Genomic DNA, 18496 nt, shown 5'->3' on the forward strand with positions numbered 1-18496 from the left:
GGTCATGACTCCTGTTGCTGGGCGTGTGGCTGGCAGAGGCGGGCACGCAGCCGTTCGGCATTGGCGTGCAAGGCCTGACCGACCCGCGAGCCGTTGGCGCGGCCGAGCTGCTCGCTCACCCACTGGCCGGTGGCCGCCAGTTTGTCGAGATCCACCCCGGTCGTCATGCCAAGGCCGTGCAGCAGGTAGACCACCTCTTCTGACGCTACATTGCCGGAGGCGCCCGGCGCATAGGGGCAGCCGCCAAGCCCCGCCACCGAGCAGTCGATGGTGCGAATGCCACGCTCCAGCGCGGGTAGCAGGTTGGCCAAGCCTTGACCGTAGGTGTCGTGAAAATGGACCGCGAGCCGCCCCGCCGGGATCTCGTGCAGCACCGCATCCAGCATGGGCGCCACCGTGCCCGGAGTGCCGACGCCGATGGTGTCCCCCAGCGAAATTTCGTGGCAGCCGAGATCCAGCAACTGTTCGGCCATGGCGGCGACCCGTTTCGGGCGGGTCGGGCCATCGAACGGGCAGGCGATGACGGTGGAGAGGTAGCCGCGCACCTTGATGCCGAGGCGTCGAGCTTCCTGCACCAGCGGGGCGAAGCGCACCAGCGACTCCTCCACGCTGATGCCGATATTGGCCCGGGTAAAGCCATCGGAGCAGGCGGTGAAGAGGCCAATCTCGTCGGCGCGAGCGGCAATGGCTGCCTGCAAGCCTTGCAGATTGGGCACCAGGGCGCTGTAACGGGTTGAGCCCTTGCGCGGCAGTGCCTCGAACAGCGCTGCGGAGTCCGCCATCTGCGGCACTTTTTTGGCAGAGACAAAGGCACCCACCTCGATGCGTTGCAGGCCGCTGTCGGTAAGGCGCTGGATCAGCTCCAGCCGCTGTACCAGGGAGAGGGGCGCAGCTTCATTTTGCAGGCCATCTCGCGGCCCCATCTCCACCAGACTGACCCTGTCGTCACGGACGTCCTGTGATCGGTTCATGGGTGATCCTCCTGTGAAGCTATCTCTTCGGCAAAGCGCACCAGCACAGTTCCCTGGCTTACCTGCTCGCCCTGTTTGCACTGCAGGGCTTCAATTACCCCGTCCCGCTCTGCACGCAGTTGGTGTTCCATCTTCATCGCCTCCAGCACCAGCAGGGGTTGCCCCTTGCTGACCGTTTGGCCGGGTTCGACCATTACGGCCACCACGATGCCGTGCATGGGGGCGATGGCGCCTTGTGCCTTCTCGTTTGCCTGATCATGGTGGTGGCTGTGCTGCTGATCATCAGCAGTGAAACGGATGCGCTGGCCCCCCAGGATCATGATGAAGGTTGCCTCCGAGCCTGCGACCGTCTGAATGGGGATCTGCTGCCAGCAGCCACCCTGTTGTAGCCGGATATGATCGTCACCTCTCTGGTAGCAACGGGTCTCCCCTTGCCACTCAAACTGGCCGTCATGATCGTTAAGGGTCAATACCCGGCGCTCATCACCGATCCGTACCGCCGCCGTCCAGCAGCGATCCGGCCCCAGCCGAAATCCACAGGCTTGCTGCCAGGGGGAGGTGCCCACAGGGCGGCTCGCCAGCCAGAGGGCGGCCAGCGGCCAGGCGAGCTCAGGAATGGGCTGTGCTGTGGTGGGAATGGGCCACTGGGTATGGTGGCCTATGGCCAGTACGTCGGGCTCTTCACACAGGCGCAGCAGCAGCTGGCCGTTGTGGACCAGCGGCCTGAGATCCAGTGCCGCCAGCGCATCTGCCAGTTTGGCGAACGCCTCGGTGCGGCTCTGGCCGTGGGCGATCAGCTTGGCGATCATGGGATCGTAATAGGGGCTCACCTCATCGCCAGCGGTAACGCCGGTGTCGATGCGCACGCCATCCGGCCAGTGGAGCCAGTGGATAGGCCCGCTGGCAGGCAGAAAACCGGCCGCCACATCCTCGGCGTAGAGGCGCGCCTCCACCGCATGGCCGCGTAGCACAACTTGTTCTTGGGAGAGTGGCAGTGGCTTGCCTTCGGCCACGGCCAGCTGCCAGGCCACCAGATCCTGCCCGGTTACGGCTTCGGTGACCGGATGCTCCACCTGCAGCCGGGTGTTCATCTCCATAAAGAAGAACTCATCCTTGCAGAGCAGGAACTCGATGGTGCCAGCCCCCTGATAGTGGATGGCCTTGGCTGCGGCCACGGCCGCATCCCCCATGGCGCGGCGCAGAGCCGGAGGGATATCGGGGGCGGGCGCCTCTTCGATCACCTTCTGATGGCGTCGCTGCAAGGAGCAGTCCCTGTCCCCCAGATAGATGGCGTTGCCGAGGCTATCGGCAAAGACCTGCACCTCCACGTGGCGAGCCTTGGGCAGATAGCGCTCCAGCAGCACCAGATCGTCACCAAAGGCAGCGTTGGCTTCCCGTTTGACTGCCGCCAGCGACTCGTCAAAGTCGGCCAGCTGATCGACCCGGCGCATCCCCTTGCCACCGCCGCCGCTGGCGGCCTTGATAAGAAGCGGGAAGCCAATCTGGCTCGCCTGATCGCGTAAAAAGTCCGGCCGCTGATCTGTTCCGTGATAGCCGGGCAGCACAGGTACACCGGCAGCCTGCATCAGCGCCTTGGCGCCCGATTTATCGCCCATAGCGAGAATGGCGGCGCCGCTTGGGCCGACAAAGCGCAGGCCGCGCTGTTCGCAGGCGGTGGCAAAATCGCTGTTTTCCGACAGAAAGCCGTAACCGGGATGGATGGCATCGGCGCGCGCCTTTTTGGCAACCTTCAGCACCTTGCCGGTGTCCAGATAGCTCTCTCTGGCCGGTGCGGGCCCCAGATGCCAGGCCTCATCGGCCAGACGGGTGTGCATGGCGTGGGCGTCGGCATCGGAGTAGAGGGCGATAGTGTGGATGCCTAGGCGTTTCGCCGTCTTGATGATGCGCACGGCGATTTCGCCGCGATTGGCGATCAGCAGGCGTTTAATCTGAGTGTGGTGGGTCATGTCTCATCCTTGAAACGGGGACGCCAGGCGGGAGGACGTTTGTCGAAGAAGGCCTGCATCCCCTCCTGGGCTTCGAGCCCCACCCGAACCCGGGCGATGGTCTCGACGGTTCTCTCTTCATGAAGGCGGGAGGGATGGGCCTCTATGGCCGCCAGCAGCCGTTTGGTCTCTTTCATCGCCTCCGGCCCGTTGCGGCACAGACGAAGGGCCTGCGCCCGCCCCTCCACCAGCAGTTGATCCGGCTTGCAGAGTTGATGTGCCACATTGAGCCGACAGGCGGTGATGGCATCGAACGGCTCGGCACTGAGCATGTAGCGGCGCGCCTGACGCATTCCCATGGTGCGCACCACGTAGGGGCTGATCACCGCAGGCACCAGACCTAGGCTCACCTCTGAGAGGCAGAAGCGCGCATCATCGCTGGCCAGCACCAGATCGCAGGCGCAGATGAGGCCGAGCGCCCCGCCATAGGCGGCCCCCTGCACCAGAGCTACCGTGGGGAAGGGGAGCTCGTCGAGGGTCTGCATCAGCCGGGCCAGTACCCGGGCGTCTTCGCGATTGTGCTCGAAATCGGCGTGGGCCAGATTACGCATCCAATTGAGGTCGGCGCCTGCGCAAAAGTGTTTTCCCTCGGCACGTAGCAGCAGGGCGTGAGGACGTTCGGCAAGATCATGACCATGGAGATGGGCCAGGTCATCGAGGCAGTCGAGCAGCCCCAGCATCAGGTCGGCATCAAAGGCGTTGTGACGGGCCGGGCGCGACAGCACCAGCTCGGCCAGCGGGCCATGCCGCTCCAGCCGAAATGGGCCCTGTGTTGAAGAGCCAAGTGCTGAGGAAGTAAGTGGGTCTGACATGGGTTTGCTCCTTACATCCGAAAGATGCCGTACTGCTCGGGTTCAATGCGGGCACCCTGACATGCGGCGAGCGCCAGTGCCAGCACGGTGCGGCTCTGGGCCGGGTCGATGACGCCATCATCCCAGAGGCGGGCGCTGGCGTAGTAGGGGTGACCCTGGCGCTCATACTGTTCGATCACGGGCGCGCGGATGGCGGCCGCCTCCTGCTCACTCAAATCTTTGCCCTCGGCAGTCAGCTTGTCCCGACGCACCTGCACCAGCACTCCGGCAGCTTGTTCGCCTCCCATGACAGAGATGCGGCTGTTGGGCCAGCTAAAGAGAAAATCGGGTTCATAGGCACGGCCACACATGCCGTAGTTGCCGGCACCAAAGCTGCCGCCGACGATCAGGGTGATCTTTGGCACCCGGCTGCAGGCCACTGCGGTCACCAGCTTGGCGCCGTGCTTGGCGATCCCCTCCTTTTCTGCACTACTCCCCACCATAAAGCCGGTGATGTTCTGCAAAAAGAGTAGCGGGATGGCGCGGCGATTACAGAGCTGGATAAAGTGGGCGCCTTTCTGGGCGCTGTCGCTGTGCAGCACGCCGTTGTTGGCGAGGATCCCCACTTCCATGCCGCAAATACGGGCAAAGCCGGTCACCAGTGTAGTGCCGAACAGCGCCTTGAATTCGTCAAAGTCAGAGCCATCCACCAATCGTGCAATCAGTTCGCGGGCGTCGTAAGGGCGTTTGAGACTGGTGCCCACCAGACCGTAGAGCTCCTCGATCGGGTAGCTGGGGGGCTCGTAGCCGGGGCTGCTCTCTATCGGCTCGTTACCCAGATGAGTCACCAGCGTGCGGGCGATGGCCAGCGCATGGGCATCGTCACGGGCCATATGATCAGCAACGCCGGAGTGGGCACAGTGCACTTCGGCGCCGCCCAGGGCCTCGGCGCTGATCTCCTCGCCGGTGGCGGCCTTGACCAGCGGCGGACCCGCCAGAAAGATGGTGGCTTGCTCCCTGACCATGATGGATTCATCAGCCATGGCGGGCACGTAGGCGCCGCCAGCGGTGCAGAGTCCCATCACCACTGCCAGCTGGGGAATGTTCTGGGCCGACATGCGGGCCTGGTTGTAGAAGATGCGGCCAAAGTGATCCCGGTCGGGGAACACCTCATCCTGCATCGGCAGAAAGGCGCCGCCGGAATCCACAAGATAGAGGCAGGGGAGGCGCAGCCGCTCGGCGATGGCCTGGGCGCGCAGGTGCTTTTTCACCGTGAGCGGGTAGTAGGTGCCGCCTTTCACGGTGGCATCGTTCACCACCAGCATGCAGAGCCTGCCCGAGACCCGGCCGATGCCGGTGATGATGCCGGCGGCGGGCACCGGCTCGTCATAGACCTGCCAGCCAGCCAGCGCCGAGAGCTCGAGAAACGGGGAGCCCGGGTCCAGCAGCTGATTGATGCGCTCGCGGGGCAGCAACTTGCCGCGGGCCTGATGGCGGGCGTTGTTGGCCGCGCCGCCCCCTAGCGCGATCTCGGCAATGCGGGCATGGAGATCGTCGACCAGCCCCTGCATTGCAGCCCGATTGGCCGTATATTCCGGGCTCGCCGTGTCGAGACGGGAGTGGAGCCTGCTCATGCGTTATCCCCCATCAGCTCGCGGCCGATGAGCCAGCGGCGGATCTCAGAGGTGCCGGCGCCTATCTCGTAGAGTTTGGCGTCCCGCAGCAGGCGGCCGGTAGGGTATTCGTTGATGTAGCCGTTGCCGCCGAGCAGCTGGATGGCATCGAGCGCCATCTGGGTGGCATTTTCGGCGGCAAACAGGATGGCGGCGGCGCAATCTTTACGGCTGGTGCGGCCCTGATCGCAGGCGTTCGCCACCGAGTAGACCAGCGCCCGGCTGCTAGCGAGGCGGGTATACATGTCGGCGAGCTTGCCCTGCACCAGCTGGAACTCGCCGATGGCCTGGCCAAACTGCTTGCGCTCACGCACATAGGGCAGCACCACGTCCATGCAGGCCTGCATGATGCCAAGGGGGCCCGCCGCCAGCACCAACCGCTCGTAATCAAGCCCGCTCATCAGCACCTTGACCCCGCCGTGCAGGGGGCCTAGCAGGTTTTCCTGCGGCACTCGGCAGTTGTCGAACACCAGCTCGCAAGTGCTGGAGCCGCGCATCCCCAACTTGTCGAGCTTCTGGGCGGTAGAAAAACCGGGAGTGCCCGTCTCGACGATAAAAGCGGAAATCCCTTTGGGGCCCGCACTGGCATCCGTCTTGGCATAAATGACGAAGGTGTCGGCATCCGGACCGTTGGTGATCCACATCTTGTTGCCGTTCAGCACGAAGTGATCGCCCTCGCGCTCCGCGGTGAGGCGCATGCTGACCACATCGGAGCCGGCTCCCGGCTCGCTCATGGCCAGCGCCCCCACATGCTCGCCGCTCACCAGCGGCGGCAGGTAGCGCGCTTTCTGTTCTGCCGTGCCGTGGCGGTGGATCTGGTTGATGCAGAGATTGGAGTGGGCGCCGTAGGAGAGGCCGACCGAGGCGCTGGCGCGACTCACCTGTTCCATCACCAGCACGTGGGCCAGATAGCCGAGGTTCACCCCGTCATACTCCTCCGCCACCGTGATGCCGTGCAGCCCCAGCTCACCCATCCGGGGCCAGAGATCACGGGGAAAGGCGTTGCTCTGATCGATCTCGCTGGCGCGCGGGGCGATCACTTTCTGGCAGAAGGCCGCAACCTGTTCGGTCAGGGCATTCAGGGTCTCATCCATCTGCATCCATGCTCTCCTTGCGGATATGACAGTCGGGTAGGAAGGTTGGGTCGACCGGCTGACTCGGCGTTACGGCTGGCAGTGGTCGGTCCATTTTGTACTTCACTTCTGCCACAAGTTTACGTTAGCGTAAACGTAAATCAATTGTTAATCTGTTGTGTGTCGATAAAGCCGTGGTAGTGAGTGCGTCATCAGCTACCACGACAACAGCGCCATAGTGGCAGATCCGACTGACGCAGTGTGTGGGCGCCGCGTCATAAAGTGCTAACTCAGGAAAATAAGCGCGGGGAAGAAAGCGCGGGGCAACAAGGGAGAGAAAGACGAGATGGATTTTACCCTGACAGATGATCAACAGGCGTATGTGGAGGCGGCCGCCGCCTTTGCCGATGAGGCGCTCACACCCCATGCCGCGCGCTGGGACAAGGATCATGAGTTTCCGATCCCGACCATCAAGCAGGCGGCCGGGCTAGGTTTTTGCGGTCTCTATACCCCGGAGCAGTTTGGCGGATTGGGGCTGCCGCGCCTCGATGCGAGCCTCATCTTCGAACGCCTCGCCATGGGCTGTACCTCGACCACTGCGTATCTGACCATCCACAACATGGTGAGCTGGATGCTGGGTAACTGGTTGCCCACCGAGGTTGCCAAGGAGTGGGTGCCCAAACTGGCCAGCGGCGAGCTGCTGGGATCCTATTGCCTCACCGAGCCGGGGGCGGGTTCCGATGCGGCGGCACTCAAGACCCGGGCGGTGCGCGAGGGTGACAGCTACCTCATCGAAGGAACCAAGATCTTTATCTCGGGAGCGGGGAGCAGCGATGTGCTGGTGGTGATGACGCGCACCGGTGGTGAAGGTGCGAAGGGGATCTCTGCCTTTATGGTGCCGGCTAATGCCCCCGGCGTGAGCTATGGCAAGGCAGAAGAGAAGATGGGCTGGAACAGCCAGCCGACCCGGGAGGTTGTCTTTAATGGGGTTCGCATTCCTGCCTGCTATCGGTTGGGCGAAGAGGGGGAAGGGTTCAAGTTCGCCATGCAGGCCCTCGATGGTGGTCGCATCAATATTGCCACCTGTTCGGTGGGCACCGCCCAGCAGGCGCTGGACGATGCGCTGGCCTATGTGCAGCAGCGCCAGCAATTTGGTCACCCGATCAGTGAATTCCAGAGCGTGCAGTTTCGCCTGGCCGATATGGCGACCGAGCTGGCTGCCGCCCGCTTGCTGGTACGTCAGGCCGCCGACAAGCTGGATCGCGGGGCACCCGACAAGAGTGCCTGGTGTGCCATGGCCAAACGGTTTGCCACCGATGTGGGTTATCGAATCTGTGATGAGGCTCTGCAACTCTTTGGCGGCTATGGTTATATCCGCGAGTATCCGCTCGAGCGCTATCTGCGCGATACCCGGGTACACCGCATTCTGGAGGGCACCAACGAGGTGATGCGACTCATCATCGCGCGCCGCCTGCTGGCCGATCCCGGCTTGTCGCTGGGCTAACCGGTGGTCGCATCAAGGGTGTGTTGCCTGCCACCCGATTTGCACCATGCCATGCCGGTTTCGGCTTTGTGAGCCAGCCACAGGTTGGTGTCATTCAAGCCTGTCATCATGGCGGCAGCTTCATCGACAAGGACAATGTTATGACAAGGTTCAGACTCGAATATCATGGCCACGTGGCCTATATCACCCTCGACCATCCCCCTGCCAACACCTGGACTCTCGCCAGCCTGCAGGCCTTTTTGCAGATGATGGTGGAGCTCGACAGTCGTCCCGATGTGGTGGCGCTGGTGATCCGCGGGGCTGGCGACAAATTTTTCTGCGCCGGTGCCGACCTCAATATGTTTGTCGAAGGGAATGTCGAGCTGGCCCGCGAAGTAGCCGAGGCCTTTGGCAAGGCCTTCGAGGCGCTGGCCCGTTTTCACGGCGTCAGTATCGCCGCCATCAATGGTTATGCCATGGGCGGTGGCCTGGAAGTGGCGCTGGCTTGTGATATCCGCATCGCCGAGCAGCAGGCGTTGCTGGGACTGCCGGAAGCTTCGGTGGGCTTGCTTCCCTGTGCTGGTGGCACCCAGCGTTTGACCGAGCTGGTGGGGCCGGGCTGGGCCAAGCGGATGATCCTCTGCGGTGAGAAGGTGAGTGCCTCGCTGGCCTACGAGATGGGGCTGGTGGAGGAGGTGGTGAAAACCGGTCAGGCGTGGGAGGCCGCGCACCAGATGGCCCATCTGGTGGAGCGCCAGAGCCCGAGCGCCCTGCGCGCCTGCAAAACCCTGATCAATCAGGGCCGCAGTGGCCCGCGGGATGCAGCCTTGCCCCTTGAGCGGTCGCTGTTTCTCGATCTCTTTAGCGATGCCAACCAGCGTGAAGGGGTGGCCGCCTTCCTGGAGAAACGCTTACCGCGCTGGCAATATGGCCCAACAGAGTAAATCCATACGGAGCCGTTTATGAGTGAGCCGGTCAAGGTTAGCTGTTATCCCACCGAAGATGGCCATCAGATCGGGGTGTTGACCCTCGACAGCCCTGCGTCTCTCAACGCATTGAGCCTGCCGATGATCCACATCCTGCAACAGACGCTGACCGGTTGGGAGCAGGATCCCGCCATCGTCTGTGTACTGCTGCAGGGGATGGGTGAGAAGGCATTTTGTGCCGGTGGCGATATCCGCTCCTTCTATTACCGCAAGCAGGAGGCAAGCGGATCGGAACTGTTCGAATATGCCCGCGACTTTTTCGAGCAGGAGTACCGGCTCGACCACCACATCCACTCTTACCGCAAGCCCCTGATCTGCGTGGCGGACGGTATCTGCATGGGGGGCGGCATTGGCCTGTTTGCCGGAGCCGATTTTCGGGTTGTCACCGAAAGAAGCCTGTTTGCCATGCCGGAGGTGACCATTGGCCTCTACCCCGACGTGGGAGCGAGCTGGTTTTTAAGCCGGCTGCCGGGGCGGCTGGGGCTCTGGCTCGGTCTGACTGGCGCCCGCTTCAACGGGAGTGATGCCATCGGTCTTGGGCTGGCGGATCACGCCATCGCCAGTGGCGAGCGCAGTGCGCTGTTGTCACGCTTCGCCGTGCTCGACTGGACTGGCAGTGGTGATCCCCGTGAGCAGATCGATCTGTTGCTCAGGGAATTGCACAGTGAGGTGGCGGCCCGCTTGCCAGCGCCTGTGCTGCTGCCCCATCAACAGAGGATCGATGCCCTGCTGGCGGGGCGCACGCTGCAAGGGGTATTGGCGCGGTTGTTCGAGGCTCAGTTCGATGAACAGGAGGCGGTACTCCAGCAGGCGCAGCAGCTCTGCCGCACCGGCAGCCCCATCAGCCGTGCCATTTTGTGGCGCCAATATTGGCAGGCTCGCCGCTACTCCCTGGCCGAGGTACTTGCCGAGGAGCTGACCCTCTCGGTCAACTGCGTGCTCAAGGGCGATTTTGTGGAAGGGGTGCGAGCACTGCTGATCGACAAGGATAAAGGTCCCCGCTGGCAGCAGCTACCACCGGAGGGGGAGTGGCTGGATGAGTTTTATCGCTGGCCGCAGGGGAGCAATCCGTTGGCCTGCAAGGAATAACAGGTTGGCAACCGTCGGACGCCGCCATCAGCAACGCAAGGAGCAAGCGGGATGACAAGGATAGGATTTATCGGGCTCGGCAACATGGGCGGGCCCATGGCGGCCAATCTGGCCAGGGCCGGGCACACGGTGCAGGTGTTTGATCTGGTTGCTCAAAACATTGAGCGCGCCATCGCCGCTGGCTGTATCGCAGCGGGGGATGCCCGAGAGGCGGTGACCTGCTGCGAGGTGGTGATCAGCATGCTACCTGCGGGGGAGCATGTGCGCGACCTTTGGTTGTCTGAGGGGCAGGATCTGCTGGCAGCCCTGCCGGTTGGTGCACTGGTGATCGACTGCTCCACTATCGATGTCGACTCTGCCCGTCAGGTCGGGGAGGCAGCCCGCGCCCGTGGTTTGCGCTTTATCGATGCCCCTGTATCGGGCGGTGTCGTCGGTGCGGCCGCTGGGACGCTCACCTTTATCGTTGGCGGCGACGCGGCAGATTTCGAGTCGGCGAAACCTCTGCTCGCCTGCATGGGGCAGAACCTGTTTCACGCCGGGACGCTGGGTGCCGGGCAGATCGCCAAGATGTGCAACAACATGCTGCTTGCGATCCATATGGCGGGCACTGCCGAGGCGCTGGCCCTCGGGGTGAAGGAGGGACTGGATCCCGCCGTGCTCTCCACCATCATGGGCAAGAGCTCCGGCAACAACTGGAGTCTGGAGCGCTACAACCCCTGGCCCGGGGTGATGGAGAATGTCCCTGCCGCTCGCAACTATCAGGGGGGCTTTATGACCCGTTTGATGGTGAAAGATTTGGGATTGGCCATGGCGCTGGCCGAGCATGGGCACAGCGCTGTGCCCATGGGGGCGCTGGCCCGCAACCTGTTCAACCTGCATGCCGCCCAGGGGCAGGGGAGTCGCGATTTCTCCAGCATCGTCGAACTCTATCTGGATAAACAGGGTCCCGCCTGACGGGCCACCTCTCTTCAAGGCATCTCCCTTCGACCAGCTACAAGGAGCATTGATGGATATCAAAGATAAGGTCATCGTTATTACCGGCGCCGGACGTGGCTTGGGACGGGCCATTGCGTTGGCCCTGGGCGCACAGGGGGCGACGCTGGCACTGCTCGACATCAATCGCGCCGATCTGGAAGCGACCGCCGCCCTGGTGCGCAGTCAGAATGATCAGTGCGATCAAGATAGCCAGTGCGAGCTGTTTGTCTGCAATGTGGCGAGCGAAGCCGAGGTTGAGTCGGTTTTTGCTGGCATCAAGGAGCGTTTTGGCGTGCTGCACGGTCTTATCAACTGCGCCGGCATTTTGCGCGATGGCATGCTGATCAAGGTGAAAGAGGGTGAGCTGGTGGAGAAGATGACGCTGGCCCAGTGGCAGAGCGTGATTGACGTCAACCTCACCGGTACCTTCCTCTGCGGTCGCGAGGGGGCGGCGCTGATGGCGCAAGGGGGGCAGGGGGGCGTCATCATCAACATCTCCTCCATTGCTCGCGCCGGCAACATCGGCCAGAGCAACTATGCCGCCAGCAAGGCGGGAGTTGCCTCGCTGGTGGTGACCTGGGCGCGGGAGCTGGCTCGCCATGGCATTCGGGTCATGGGAATTGCCCCTGGGGTGTTTGCCACCGACATGACGGCGGCGATGAAGCCGGAGGCGATGGCGCGGATGCAGCAGGCCATTCCGGTCGGCACCCTTGGCGAGGCGCAACAGCTGGCCGAGACGGTGAGCTTTATTTTTGCCAACGACTATCTGTCGGGGCGGATGGTAGAACTGGATGGCGGTTTGCGTTTATAGGGATTTACATAATGGGCCCCGGTGTTTCCACCGGGGCTTTTTTATGCAGATTATTTATACAGAGAGCGCCTGAATGGCGATGCATAGGAACCATGCGAGTCAGGTTGTGTTGGCAGAAAAATGAGAAATATCAATGGGTCTTGGTTAATTTGAGCCAGCTCACAGGCCATATGGGTCAGTGCTGTAAAATTGCGCGCGGTCAAGGCGGTGCATGATTGACGGGACGAGGGATTGCGGTCGGAATAGTCATGCAATATAGTTGCCGCCTTTTTCACGGGGTCAGGATTCCCAGCCCCTCCCATATTGCGCGCAGTATGAATACGGACGCTCTGCCGCCGCCTAAATAAACAGGATTGAAATGGACAAGAAACTAGGGCTGGGCGCCCTCATTTCGCTGGTGATCGGCTCCATGGTCGGCGCCGGGGTCTTCAGTCTGCCACAAAACATTGCTGCGCATGCCAGTGCCGGGGCGGTCGCCCTGGGTTGGGCCATCACCGGTCTTGGCATGATCTGTCTCGCGCTGGTCTATCAGAACCTCTCCATGCGCCGCCCCGATCTCGATGGCGGTATCTTCAGCTATGCCAAAGCCGGTTTCGGCGATTTCATCGGTTTCAACGCTGCCTGGGGTTACTGGCTCTGCCAACTGCTGGCCAACGTCTCTTACGCCATCGTAGTGTTCAGCGCCCTGAGCTACTTCTTCGATACGCCGGACAACGTCATCTTCGGTGACGGCAATACGCCGGTCGCCATCACGTTGGCCTCCATCCTGATCTGGTCGGTGCATGCGCTGGTGCTGCGCGGGGTGCAGGTCGCTGCGCTGGTGAATATCGTCACCACCATCGCCAAGATGGTGCCGCTCATCGTCTTCTGTGTTGCGATCCTGCTGGCCTTCAACATGGATACCTTCACTCTGGATATCTGGGGCCAGAACAACATGGAGCTGGGCTCCGTGATGGATCAGGTCAAGTCCACCATGAAGGTGACCCTCTGGGTCTTTATCGGGATTGAAGGGGCCGTGGTAGTCTCTGCCCGTGCCCGTCATCGCAAGGATGTGGGCCGTGCCACCGTGCTGGCGCTGCTCGGCGCCCTGACGCTCTACGTGATGGTGACCCTGTTCTCGCTGGGTGTCATGAGCCAGCCGCAACTGGCGGCGCTCAAGAACCCTTCGACCGCCATGATCCTTGAAGCCGTAGTCGGCCCCTGGGGCGCCTGGCTTATCAACATCGGTCTGGTGGTGTCGGTAATGGGTGCTCTGCTCAGCTGGACCGTGCTGGCCGCTGAAGTGCCCTATATCGCAGGCAAGACCGGCGTCTTCCCGGGCTGGTTTGCCAAGGAGAACAAAAACGGCTCGCCGCAGGTGTCCCTCTGGTGCTCCACCTGTCTGGTGCAGATCTTCCTGATCATCATCTACTTCCAGAGCAGCACCTATCTGGCGCTGGTCAACATCGCCACCTCGGCGGCGCTGGTGCCCTACGTTTTCTCCGGTGCCTATGGCCTGAAGCTGGCATTGAAAGGGGAGACCTATCAGGGTCAACCTCATCAGCGCAAGCGTGACCTGCTGCTGGCCCTGGTGGCGACCGTTTACGGCTGCTGGCTGGTCTACGCTGCCGGTGTGGAGTACCTGTTGCTGGTGGCGCTGCTCTATAGTCCGGGCATCTTCATCTACTGGAAGGCGCGTCAGCATCACGGTCTGCGCGGCCTTAACCGATTGGAGCAGGGGATGACGGCGGCCCTGCTCGGCTGTGCCGTGCTGGCCTTCTACAAGGTGATGGACGGTACCATTCCACTGCACTAACCGGCACAATGAAGAGATGGCCCTCGCGCCATCTCTTTTTTTTCATGCAGATATCCACTGTTGCCCGGCCGTGTTGGCCAGTTTTTGTTTAACACAGGAATTTTTATGCTGTTTATGGGTTACCTCCTGCTGGGCGCCTTTGCCGGCATGCTGGCGGGGCTGTTCGGGATTGGCGGTGGATTGATCATTGTTCCTGTGCTGGTGGTCAGTTTTCGTGCGATGGGATTTGAACCCGAAATCATTACCCATTTGGCCCTGGGCACTTCCCTTCCCACCATGATCTTTACCGGATTCAGCTCGCTTAGAGCGCACCAGGAAGCGGGCGCCGTCGACTGGGTGATGATCCGCAGATTGGGGGCTGGTATGTTGGTTGGTGCCTGGCTCGGTGGTATGACGGCCAATCTGCTCAGTACCGGCACCCTCAATATCATTATCGGCTGCTTCGCCTGGACTATGGCGCTGCAGATGGGGCTTAACCTCAAGCCCAAGGCGGAAAGACACCTGCCAGGAGCGTTCGGCACAGGCATCGCCGGTACCATCATTGGCTGGATGTCAGCGCTGTTTGGCATTGGCGGTGGCTCGCTCACCGTCCCTTACCTGAGCTGGAACTCGGTGCCAATGCGCAATGCGGTAGCGGCCTCTGCAGCTTGCAGCATGCCCATCGCGCTGGCGGGGAGCCTCAGCTACCTCTATGCGGGTTGGGGTCATGCCGATCTGCCCGAGTGGAGTGTGGGCTACATCTATCTGCCCGCCCTGCTGGGCATTGTGCTGACCAGTACCCAGTTTGCCCGCCTTGGTGCCAAGCTGGCACACCGATTGTCACCAAGACGCCTCAAGCAGGCATTTGCTCTGCTGATGCTGCTGGTGGGGGCGAAATTTATGCTGTTTAGCTGATTCATTCGGCAGATTGTTGAAAAATAAGGCAAACGATCTGTTGGAGGGTAGAAAGCCGTTGCATTGAACGCCCAGTTTGCCTATTCTCCTCGCCGGTGGTCCTATTGGTCCTCTCGCATTGATAACCCGTCGACCTGGTCAGGACCGGAAGGTAGCAGCCAAGGCGGGGGACTCGAGTGCCGGGATGTGGCTGGTAGGGCCACCACTTGTTTCTGCAATTCAATAAGTTAGCTTCCTAAAGCCCTTGGTCATCCACTTTGTGTGGACGACGAGGAGCTCATCGATGAATCTCTGGCTCAGTCCCCACGGCATCCGGTATTACCGGAAAGTCACCACGCTCCCCTGTGGCCGTCGTAAAGAGATCAAAAAATCCCTGCATACCCGAGACAAGCTGACGGCCCGTGCAGCTGTTGCGAAGCGGCTTGCCTGTGCGCGTTCCAGACCCAAGCCCATTCAGTTGCCTGCAGAGGTCAATGTTGTCCCACATGAGCAATCAGTAGCCCGGAATCCAAGGTTTTATTGTTTGGTGACACGCATGGCTGCGTTGTATTTGAGCCGACCATGGGAAATATGTCTGTTTATCTCGCTTAGCAGCGTCTCTTTATTGATGGGCTTGGTGATATATCCATTCATGCCATGGGAAAGATAGTATTGCTTGGATTCCGGCATCGCATCAGCCGTCAGGGCGATGATGGGGATATCTGCCCAAGGCATCTGGGAGGTGCGGATCCGGGTGGTGGCCACCAGGCCATCCATCACTGGCATCTGGACATCCATCAACACCAGATCAAATTCGGTGTGACCCAGTTTCTCCAGCGCCTCTTCTCCCTGAACGGCCAGTGTGACCTGATGGCCCACGGAGTCGAGCATGGCGCCGATCACCTTGCGGTTGGTGGCATTGTCATCAACCAGCAAGATGCGATAACTCTCCTGATCCAGCGGTTTGGACTGCAGGCAAACAATCGAGGGGGTCGTGGCTCTGGCGGGCCAGATGTAGGTAAAAGTACTGCCATGTCCCTCGCTGCTCTCTACCGAGATATCGCCGCCCATCAGGCGTGCGAGGTTACGGGATATTTCAAGTCCCAGGCCCGATCCGCCATATTGGCGGGTGATCGAGACATCCGCCTGGGCGAAACGTTGAAACAGGTTCTTTAGCTGACTTTTGCTCATGCCGATCCCGGTGTCTTGGATCGAGATGCGTATCGAGTGGCGATCCTGCTCCAACAGGGTGCTATCAACATGGATCTTTACTTCCCCCTGATGGGTGAACTTGATGGCATTGCTCACCAGGTTGAAGAGAATTTGGCGCACCCTCAGCGGGTCGATCATCAACCACTCCGGCGTATCGGGGGCAACAGCCAGGGTCAGCTTGATCCCTTTCGCATCGCAGTTGCTCTGCATCAGGGCCCGGATATCCTCCAGCAGCTGAGGCAAGTGATGGGGGGCCAGTTGCAGCTCGATCTTGCCCTCTTCCAGCTTGGATACATCCAGAATGTCGTTAAGCAGACCGAGCAGATGGTTTGCCGATTCCCGCGCCGTCTCCAGATAGTCTCGCTCCCTCGGATCCATATCCCGGTCGGCCAGCAGTGAGAGCATGCCGAGAATGCCATTCATGGGGGTGCGAATTTCATGGCTCATGTTGGCCAAAAAGCTGCTTTTGGCTCTTGTGCCTGCCTCTGCCGCCTGATTTGCCCGCAGCAGTTTGTCATTGAGCTGCTGCATCAGTTTGTGTTGCAGAAACGAGATATTCATTTGCCGCCAGATCAGCAGGGCGAGCACAAAGAGCAGCGCAAATTGCAGGGTTGCGATGAGTGTCGTCGTGATGATCTGCTCCCTCACGCTGTCGCGACGCGCCACATCAAACAGGGTCGCCTGCTGGTTCACCTCCAGAGTCAGCTGATGGAGCAGGGGGAGCAGGGAGGCAAGCTGTTGGCGCAGCTCCTGATGGGCAAGATTGTCCAGCGGCTTGGTGGCTTCCGGGCCGAGCCAGATATCCGCCAGAGAGATGTAGGAGCGAATGGCTTTGCTTGCCTGCTGGTAGATCTCTGTTTGTTGAAGCAGGCTGCGATCCTTGCTCTCCAGCACCAGATCCATGCGGCTGACCAGAATATCGTATCTGAGCTGGAAGGTCGGTTGCGACTCATGGAGCAGCGAGCTTTGAAAACGCAGCGCTTCATTATAGAGCTGGAAATAGTTCCACATCACGTTGTCTTCGCCCTGGCTGGTACTGCGCTGCAGATCCTGAAATTGCCGGTACTGGATGGTACCAATACCGGCAAAGGCAAGGAGCAGCACGCAGAGCACCACAAACAAGAAACGTTGACTGGCCGCCATGGAACGCATGATGGGATCTACTCCACTTTTATCGCGCTGATCTGCCAGATAGCCCGACCGTAATAGAGCTTGTTTTGCAGTTCGGGATATTGATCGAACGGATAGACAAGGAACAGCGGCCCTTTGTCACGCACCGACAGTGGCTTGCCATTGATCGTGCGGGCGAGGATGACCCGATACTGCTCGGCATCGCTTGTCGGCACCTGTACCGAGTAGTCATTGAGCGCGGTAATGGTGAGCTGTTTGCCGGTTGCCCCGACCTTGGCCAATACATCTTGCAGCAGCGGGCCGCGAAAGGTCTTGGCTTCGTCATACCAGGGGGTATGGGTTTTGATTTCGTGTACCGGCAGTTGATCCAGCATGGCGCTGTCCCACAGGGCCAGAGCCTGGTGAGTGGGGCTGCTGATGGCGCCTTCAACCTTCAACACGGCGCTGTCAGGGGAGGGGGCTGCGTATGCGGTGCCGCAAAGGGCTGCCAACAGTGGTGCGATGTAAAGGCCTGCTTTCATGATCTCTCCTTCCTGGAATATGGCGGCATGGGGGCCGAGCCAACGGTGGCTTGTGAGCTGTGTGCAAAGGCAAGCAATAATCGGGCCCGGTCTAATGGGCTTGAATTATCAGTCATTTAGCCTGTTATCGGGCGATCTCGACCCAGGTGAATTGCAGTTTGCAACGTGCGGGGGAGGTCAATTGCAATTTGGCAATCAAAACGAGGAGTGGGTGTCGGCGAATAAGGCGCAAAGAGTATCATTTGGAGAACAAGTGCCGTGGCACTGCCCGGCATAACATTTGCAGCGTGCTGAATGCCGTGACAGCAAATAGTCTGAGAATCGACAAGGAGCTAGCGATGGAAAGCATGACTTACACCCTTAATGATATCCAGGTAGTGGTACTGGAAAACGAGTTTGACGCGATGGCCGTCAGTGAGCTCCGCCCGTTGTTTGAAACCCTCTCGACCCACCCGGGAGATATCCTGGCCGATATCAGCGATGTTCATTTTATCGACTCGTCGGGGATCGGAGCCTTGGTATTTCTCTATAAAAGATTGATTATGAACGGGCATCAGATGGCCCTTGTCTGCGGACCCGGTCAACCTCATGACCTGCTGGAGATGCTGCATATCGACCGGGTGATCCCCTGCCATGAGAGCATCAAGGCCTATATGCGCTCCCGTGGCATGATGGCCGCAGCATCATGAAACGCTTTGGTATCCTGCTCTCGTCCATTCTGCTGTCGGGTTGTGCGCAGTGGCCGCCACAGGGGTATGGCGGCATGGCAGAGGCAAGACCCACCCGTATTCCGGTCAATGAGGATGAACGGCGGGTCTGGTCTCGTTATGATGAGCGTCAGAAGGAACTCGACTTGCAGCTGACGGAATTAAAGCAGGCGAGTCTGCAGGGGTGTATGCCTGCCGAGTTGAAACGGCTACAATCTCAACGTATTGATATCGAACGGGATATGCACGGACGGCTCTGGTCGGATGTAGCCTGGCGTCAGACCGTGTTGGCACAATCACTACAACAAGTACGTTTGCGGCTGCAACAGACAACAGCGGATGGCTGTCGTGCTGATTGGTCAGGGCTCCCCTTACGCCAATGGGGGCAGACGTAACAGA

General features: G+C 60.7%; 16 protein-coding genes and 1 other RNA gene. 10 read left to right on the plus strand and 7 right to left on the minus strand.

The window, feature by feature from the left end; genetic code table 11:
* Window positions 1–2: 2 nt before the first annotated feature.
* The 5 genes from G5287_RS02695 to G5287_RS02715 are packed head-to-tail and all read right to left on the minus strand — an operon-like array spanning window position 3 to window position 6541.
* Complete coding sequence (locus G5287_RS02695) at window positions 3–971, minus strand: hydroxymethylglutaryl-CoA lyase (protein WP_421230757.1); 969 nt, start codon at window positions 969–971, stop codon at window positions 3–5.
* Complete coding sequence (locus tag G5287_RS02700) at window positions 968–2938, minus strand: acetyl/propionyl/methylcrotonyl-CoA carboxylase subunit alpha (protein WP_421230758.1); 1971 nt, start codon at window positions 2936–2938, stop codon at window positions 968–970. Before G5287_RS02700 ends, G5287_RS02695 begins: the two co-directional genes overlap by 4 nt.
* Window positions 2935–3789: an enoyl-CoA hydratase-related protein gene (locus G5287_RS02705; protein WP_421230759.1), complete on the minus strand. Its 855-nt coding sequence runs from the start codon at window positions 3787–3789 to the stop codon at window positions 2935–2937. Before G5287_RS02705 ends, G5287_RS02700 begins: the two co-directional genes overlap by 4 nt.
* An 11-nt stretch (window positions 3790–3800) precedes the next feature.
* Window positions 3801–5402, minus strand: coding sequence for a carboxyl transferase domain-containing protein (locus tag G5287_RS02710; protein ID WP_421230760.1), 1602 nt, complete (start codon window positions 5400–5402; stop codon window positions 3801–3803).
* Window positions 5399–6541, minus strand: a complete 1143-nt coding sequence (locus G5287_RS02715; RefSeq protein WP_421230761.1) for an isovaleryl-CoA dehydrogenase — start codon at window positions 6539–6541, stop codon at window positions 5399–5401. The genes G5287_RS02710 and G5287_RS02715 overlap by 4 nt, the downstream gene beginning before the upstream one ends.
* Before the next feature lie 319 nt (window positions 6542–6860).
* On the opposite strand from G5287_RS02715, the gene G5287_RS02720 reads away from it, so the two are divergent.
* The 8 genes from G5287_RS02720 to ffs all read left to right on the plus strand — a co-directional run bounded on the left by G5287_RS02720 (window position 6861) and on the right by ffs (window position 14746).
* The gene (locus G5287_RS02720) at window positions 6861–8018 is read left to right on the plus strand and encodes an acyl-CoA dehydrogenase family protein (RefSeq protein ID WP_421230762.1); all 1158 of its coding nucleotides are present in this window, start codon (window positions 6861–6863) and stop codon (window positions 8016–8018) included.
* A gap of 140 nt (window positions 8019–8158) precedes the next feature.
* Window positions 8159–8941 (plus strand): enoyl-CoA hydratase, encoded by a 783-nt coding sequence (locus tag G5287_RS02725; protein ID WP_421230763.1) that lies wholly within the window; start codon window positions 8159–8161, stop codon window positions 8939–8941.
* Between the two features lie 18 nt (window positions 8942–8959).
* The gene (locus tag G5287_RS02730; RefSeq protein WP_421230764.1) at window positions 8960–10072 is read left to right on the plus strand and encodes an enoyl-CoA hydratase/isomerase family protein; all 1113 of its coding nucleotides are present in this window, start codon (window positions 8960–8962) and stop codon (window positions 10070–10072) included.
* 51 nt (window positions 10073–10123) lie between these two features.
* The gene (gene mmsB / locus G5287_RS02735; RefSeq protein ID WP_421230765.1) at window positions 10124–11026 is read left to right on the plus strand and encodes a 3-hydroxyisobutyrate dehydrogenase; all 903 of its coding nucleotides are present in this window, start codon (window positions 10124–10126) and stop codon (window positions 11024–11026) included.
* A 52-nt stretch (window positions 11027–11078) separates the two neighbouring features.
* Entirely contained in the window at window positions 11079–11858 is a 780-nt protein-coding gene (locus G5287_RS02740) for an SDR family oxidoreductase (protein ID WP_139429631.1), read from the plus strand.
* A gap of 358 nt (window positions 11859–12216) precedes the next feature.
* Window positions 12217–13653: an arginine-ornithine antiporter gene (arcD, locus tag G5287_RS02745; RefSeq protein WP_005336921.1), complete on the plus strand. Its 1437-nt coding sequence runs from the start codon at window positions 12217–12219 to the stop codon at window positions 13651–13653.
* A 105-nt stretch (window positions 13654–13758) separates the two neighbouring features.
* Window positions 13759–14547, plus strand: coding sequence for a sulfite exporter TauE/SafE family protein (locus G5287_RS02750; RefSeq protein WP_202002487.1), 789 nt, complete (start codon window positions 13759–13761; stop codon window positions 14545–14547).
* Window positions 14548–14649: 102 nt separating this feature from the next.
* Window positions 14650–14746: signal recognition particle sRNA small type (gene ffs / locus G5287_RS02755), an RNA gene on the plus strand.
* Between the two features lie 317 nt (window positions 14747–15063).
* Here the strand turns inward: ffs and G5287_RS02760 are convergent.
* Together G5287_RS02760 and G5287_RS02765 are read right to left on the minus strand one after the other, a co-directional pair.
* The gene (locus tag G5287_RS02760) at window positions 15064–16890 is read right to left on the minus strand and encodes an ATP-binding protein (RefSeq protein ID WP_421230766.1); all 1827 of its coding nucleotides are present in this window, start codon (window positions 16888–16890) and stop codon (window positions 15064–15066) included.
* Between the two features lie 8 nt (window positions 16891–16898).
* On the minus strand, window positions 16899–17390 hold the full coding sequence (locus G5287_RS02765; RefSeq protein WP_005351410.1) for a molybdopterin-dependent oxidoreductase: 492 nt from the start codon (window positions 17388–17390) through the stop codon (window positions 16899–16901).
* Between the two features lie 338 nt (window positions 17391–17728).
* Between G5287_RS02765 and G5287_RS02770 the strand changes: the two genes are divergently transcribed.
* Window positions 17729–18079: an STAS domain-containing protein gene (locus tag G5287_RS02770; RefSeq protein WP_005333409.1), complete on the plus strand. Its 351-nt coding sequence runs from the start codon at window positions 17729–17731 to the stop codon at window positions 18077–18079.
* Window positions 18076–18492: a hypothetical protein gene (locus G5287_RS02775; RefSeq protein WP_019445317.1), complete on the plus strand. Its 417-nt coding sequence runs from the start codon at window positions 18076–18078 to the stop codon at window positions 18490–18492. Before G5287_RS02770 ends, G5287_RS02775 begins: the two co-directional genes overlap by 4 nt.
* The last annotated feature ends 4 nt before the right edge of the window (window positions 18493–18496 follow it).

Source organism: Aeromonas sp. 603079 (assembly GCF_049172135.1).
Lineage (GTDB): Bacteria > Pseudomonadota > Gammaproteobacteria > Enterobacterales > Aeromonadaceae > Aeromonas > Aeromonas veronii.

What these genes read in the sequence shown, in the direction of transcription:
- G5287_RS02710 (WP_421230760.1), bottom strand. Translation starts at nt 5,402, where the DNA reads ATGAGCAGGCTCCACTCCCGTCTCGACACGGCGAGCCCGGAATATACG.
- G5287_RS02705 (WP_421230759.1), bottom strand. Translation starts at nt 3,789, where the DNA reads ATGTCAGACCCACTTACTTCCTCAGCACTTGGCTCTTCAACACAGGGC.
- G5287_RS02765 (WP_005351410.1), bottom strand. Translation starts at nt 17,390, where the DNA reads ATGAAAGCAGGCCTTTACATCGCACCACTGTTGGCAGCCCTTTGCGGC.
- mmsB (WP_421230765.1), top strand. Translation starts at nt 10,124, where the DNA reads ATGACAAGGATAGGATTTATCGGGCTCGGCAACATGGGCGGGCCCATG.
- G5287_RS02715 (WP_421230761.1), bottom strand. Translation starts at nt 6,541, where the DNA reads ATGCAGATGGATGAGACCCTGAATGCCCTGACCGAACAGGTTGCGGCC.
- G5287_RS02740 (WP_139429631.1), top strand. Translation starts at nt 11,079, where the DNA reads ATGGATATCAAAGATAAGGTCATCGTTATTACCGGCGCCGGACGTGGC.
- arcD (WP_005336921.1), top strand. Translation starts at nt 12,217, where the DNA reads ATGGACAAGAAACTAGGGCTGGGCGCCCTCATTTCGCTGGTGATCGGC.
- G5287_RS02750 (WP_202002487.1), top strand. Translation starts at nt 13,759, where the DNA reads ATGCTGTTTATGGGTTACCTCCTGCTGGGCGCCTTTGCCGGCATGCTG.
- G5287_RS02720 (WP_421230762.1), top strand. Translation starts at nt 6,861, where the DNA reads ATGGATTTTACCCTGACAGATGATCAACAGGCGTATGTGGAGGCGGCC.
- G5287_RS02775 (WP_019445317.1), top strand. Translation starts at nt 18,076, where the DNA reads ATGAAACGCTTTGGTATCCTGCTCTCGTCCATTCTGCTGTCGGGTTGT.
- G5287_RS02730 (WP_421230764.1), top strand. Translation starts at nt 8,960, where the DNA reads ATGAGTGAGCCGGTCAAGGTTAGCTGTTATCCCACCGAAGATGGCCAT.
- G5287_RS02700 (WP_421230758.1), bottom strand. Translation starts at nt 2,938, where the DNA reads ATGACCCACCACACTCAGATTAAACGCCTGCTGATCGCCAATCGCGGC.
- G5287_RS02695 (WP_421230757.1), bottom strand. Translation starts at nt 971, where the DNA reads ATGAACCGATCACAGGACGTCCGTGACGACAGGGTCAGTCTGGTGGAG.
- G5287_RS02770 (WP_005333409.1), top strand. Translation starts at nt 17,729, where the DNA reads ATGGAAAGCATGACTTACACCCTTAATGATATCCAGGTAGTGGTACTG.
- G5287_RS02725 (WP_421230763.1), top strand. Translation starts at nt 8,159, where the DNA reads ATGACAAGGTTCAGACTCGAATATCATGGCCACGTGGCCTATATCACC.
- G5287_RS02760 (WP_421230766.1), bottom strand. Translation starts at nt 16,890, where the DNA reads ATGCGTTCCATGGCGGCCAGTCAACGTTTCTTGTTTGTGGTGCTCTGC.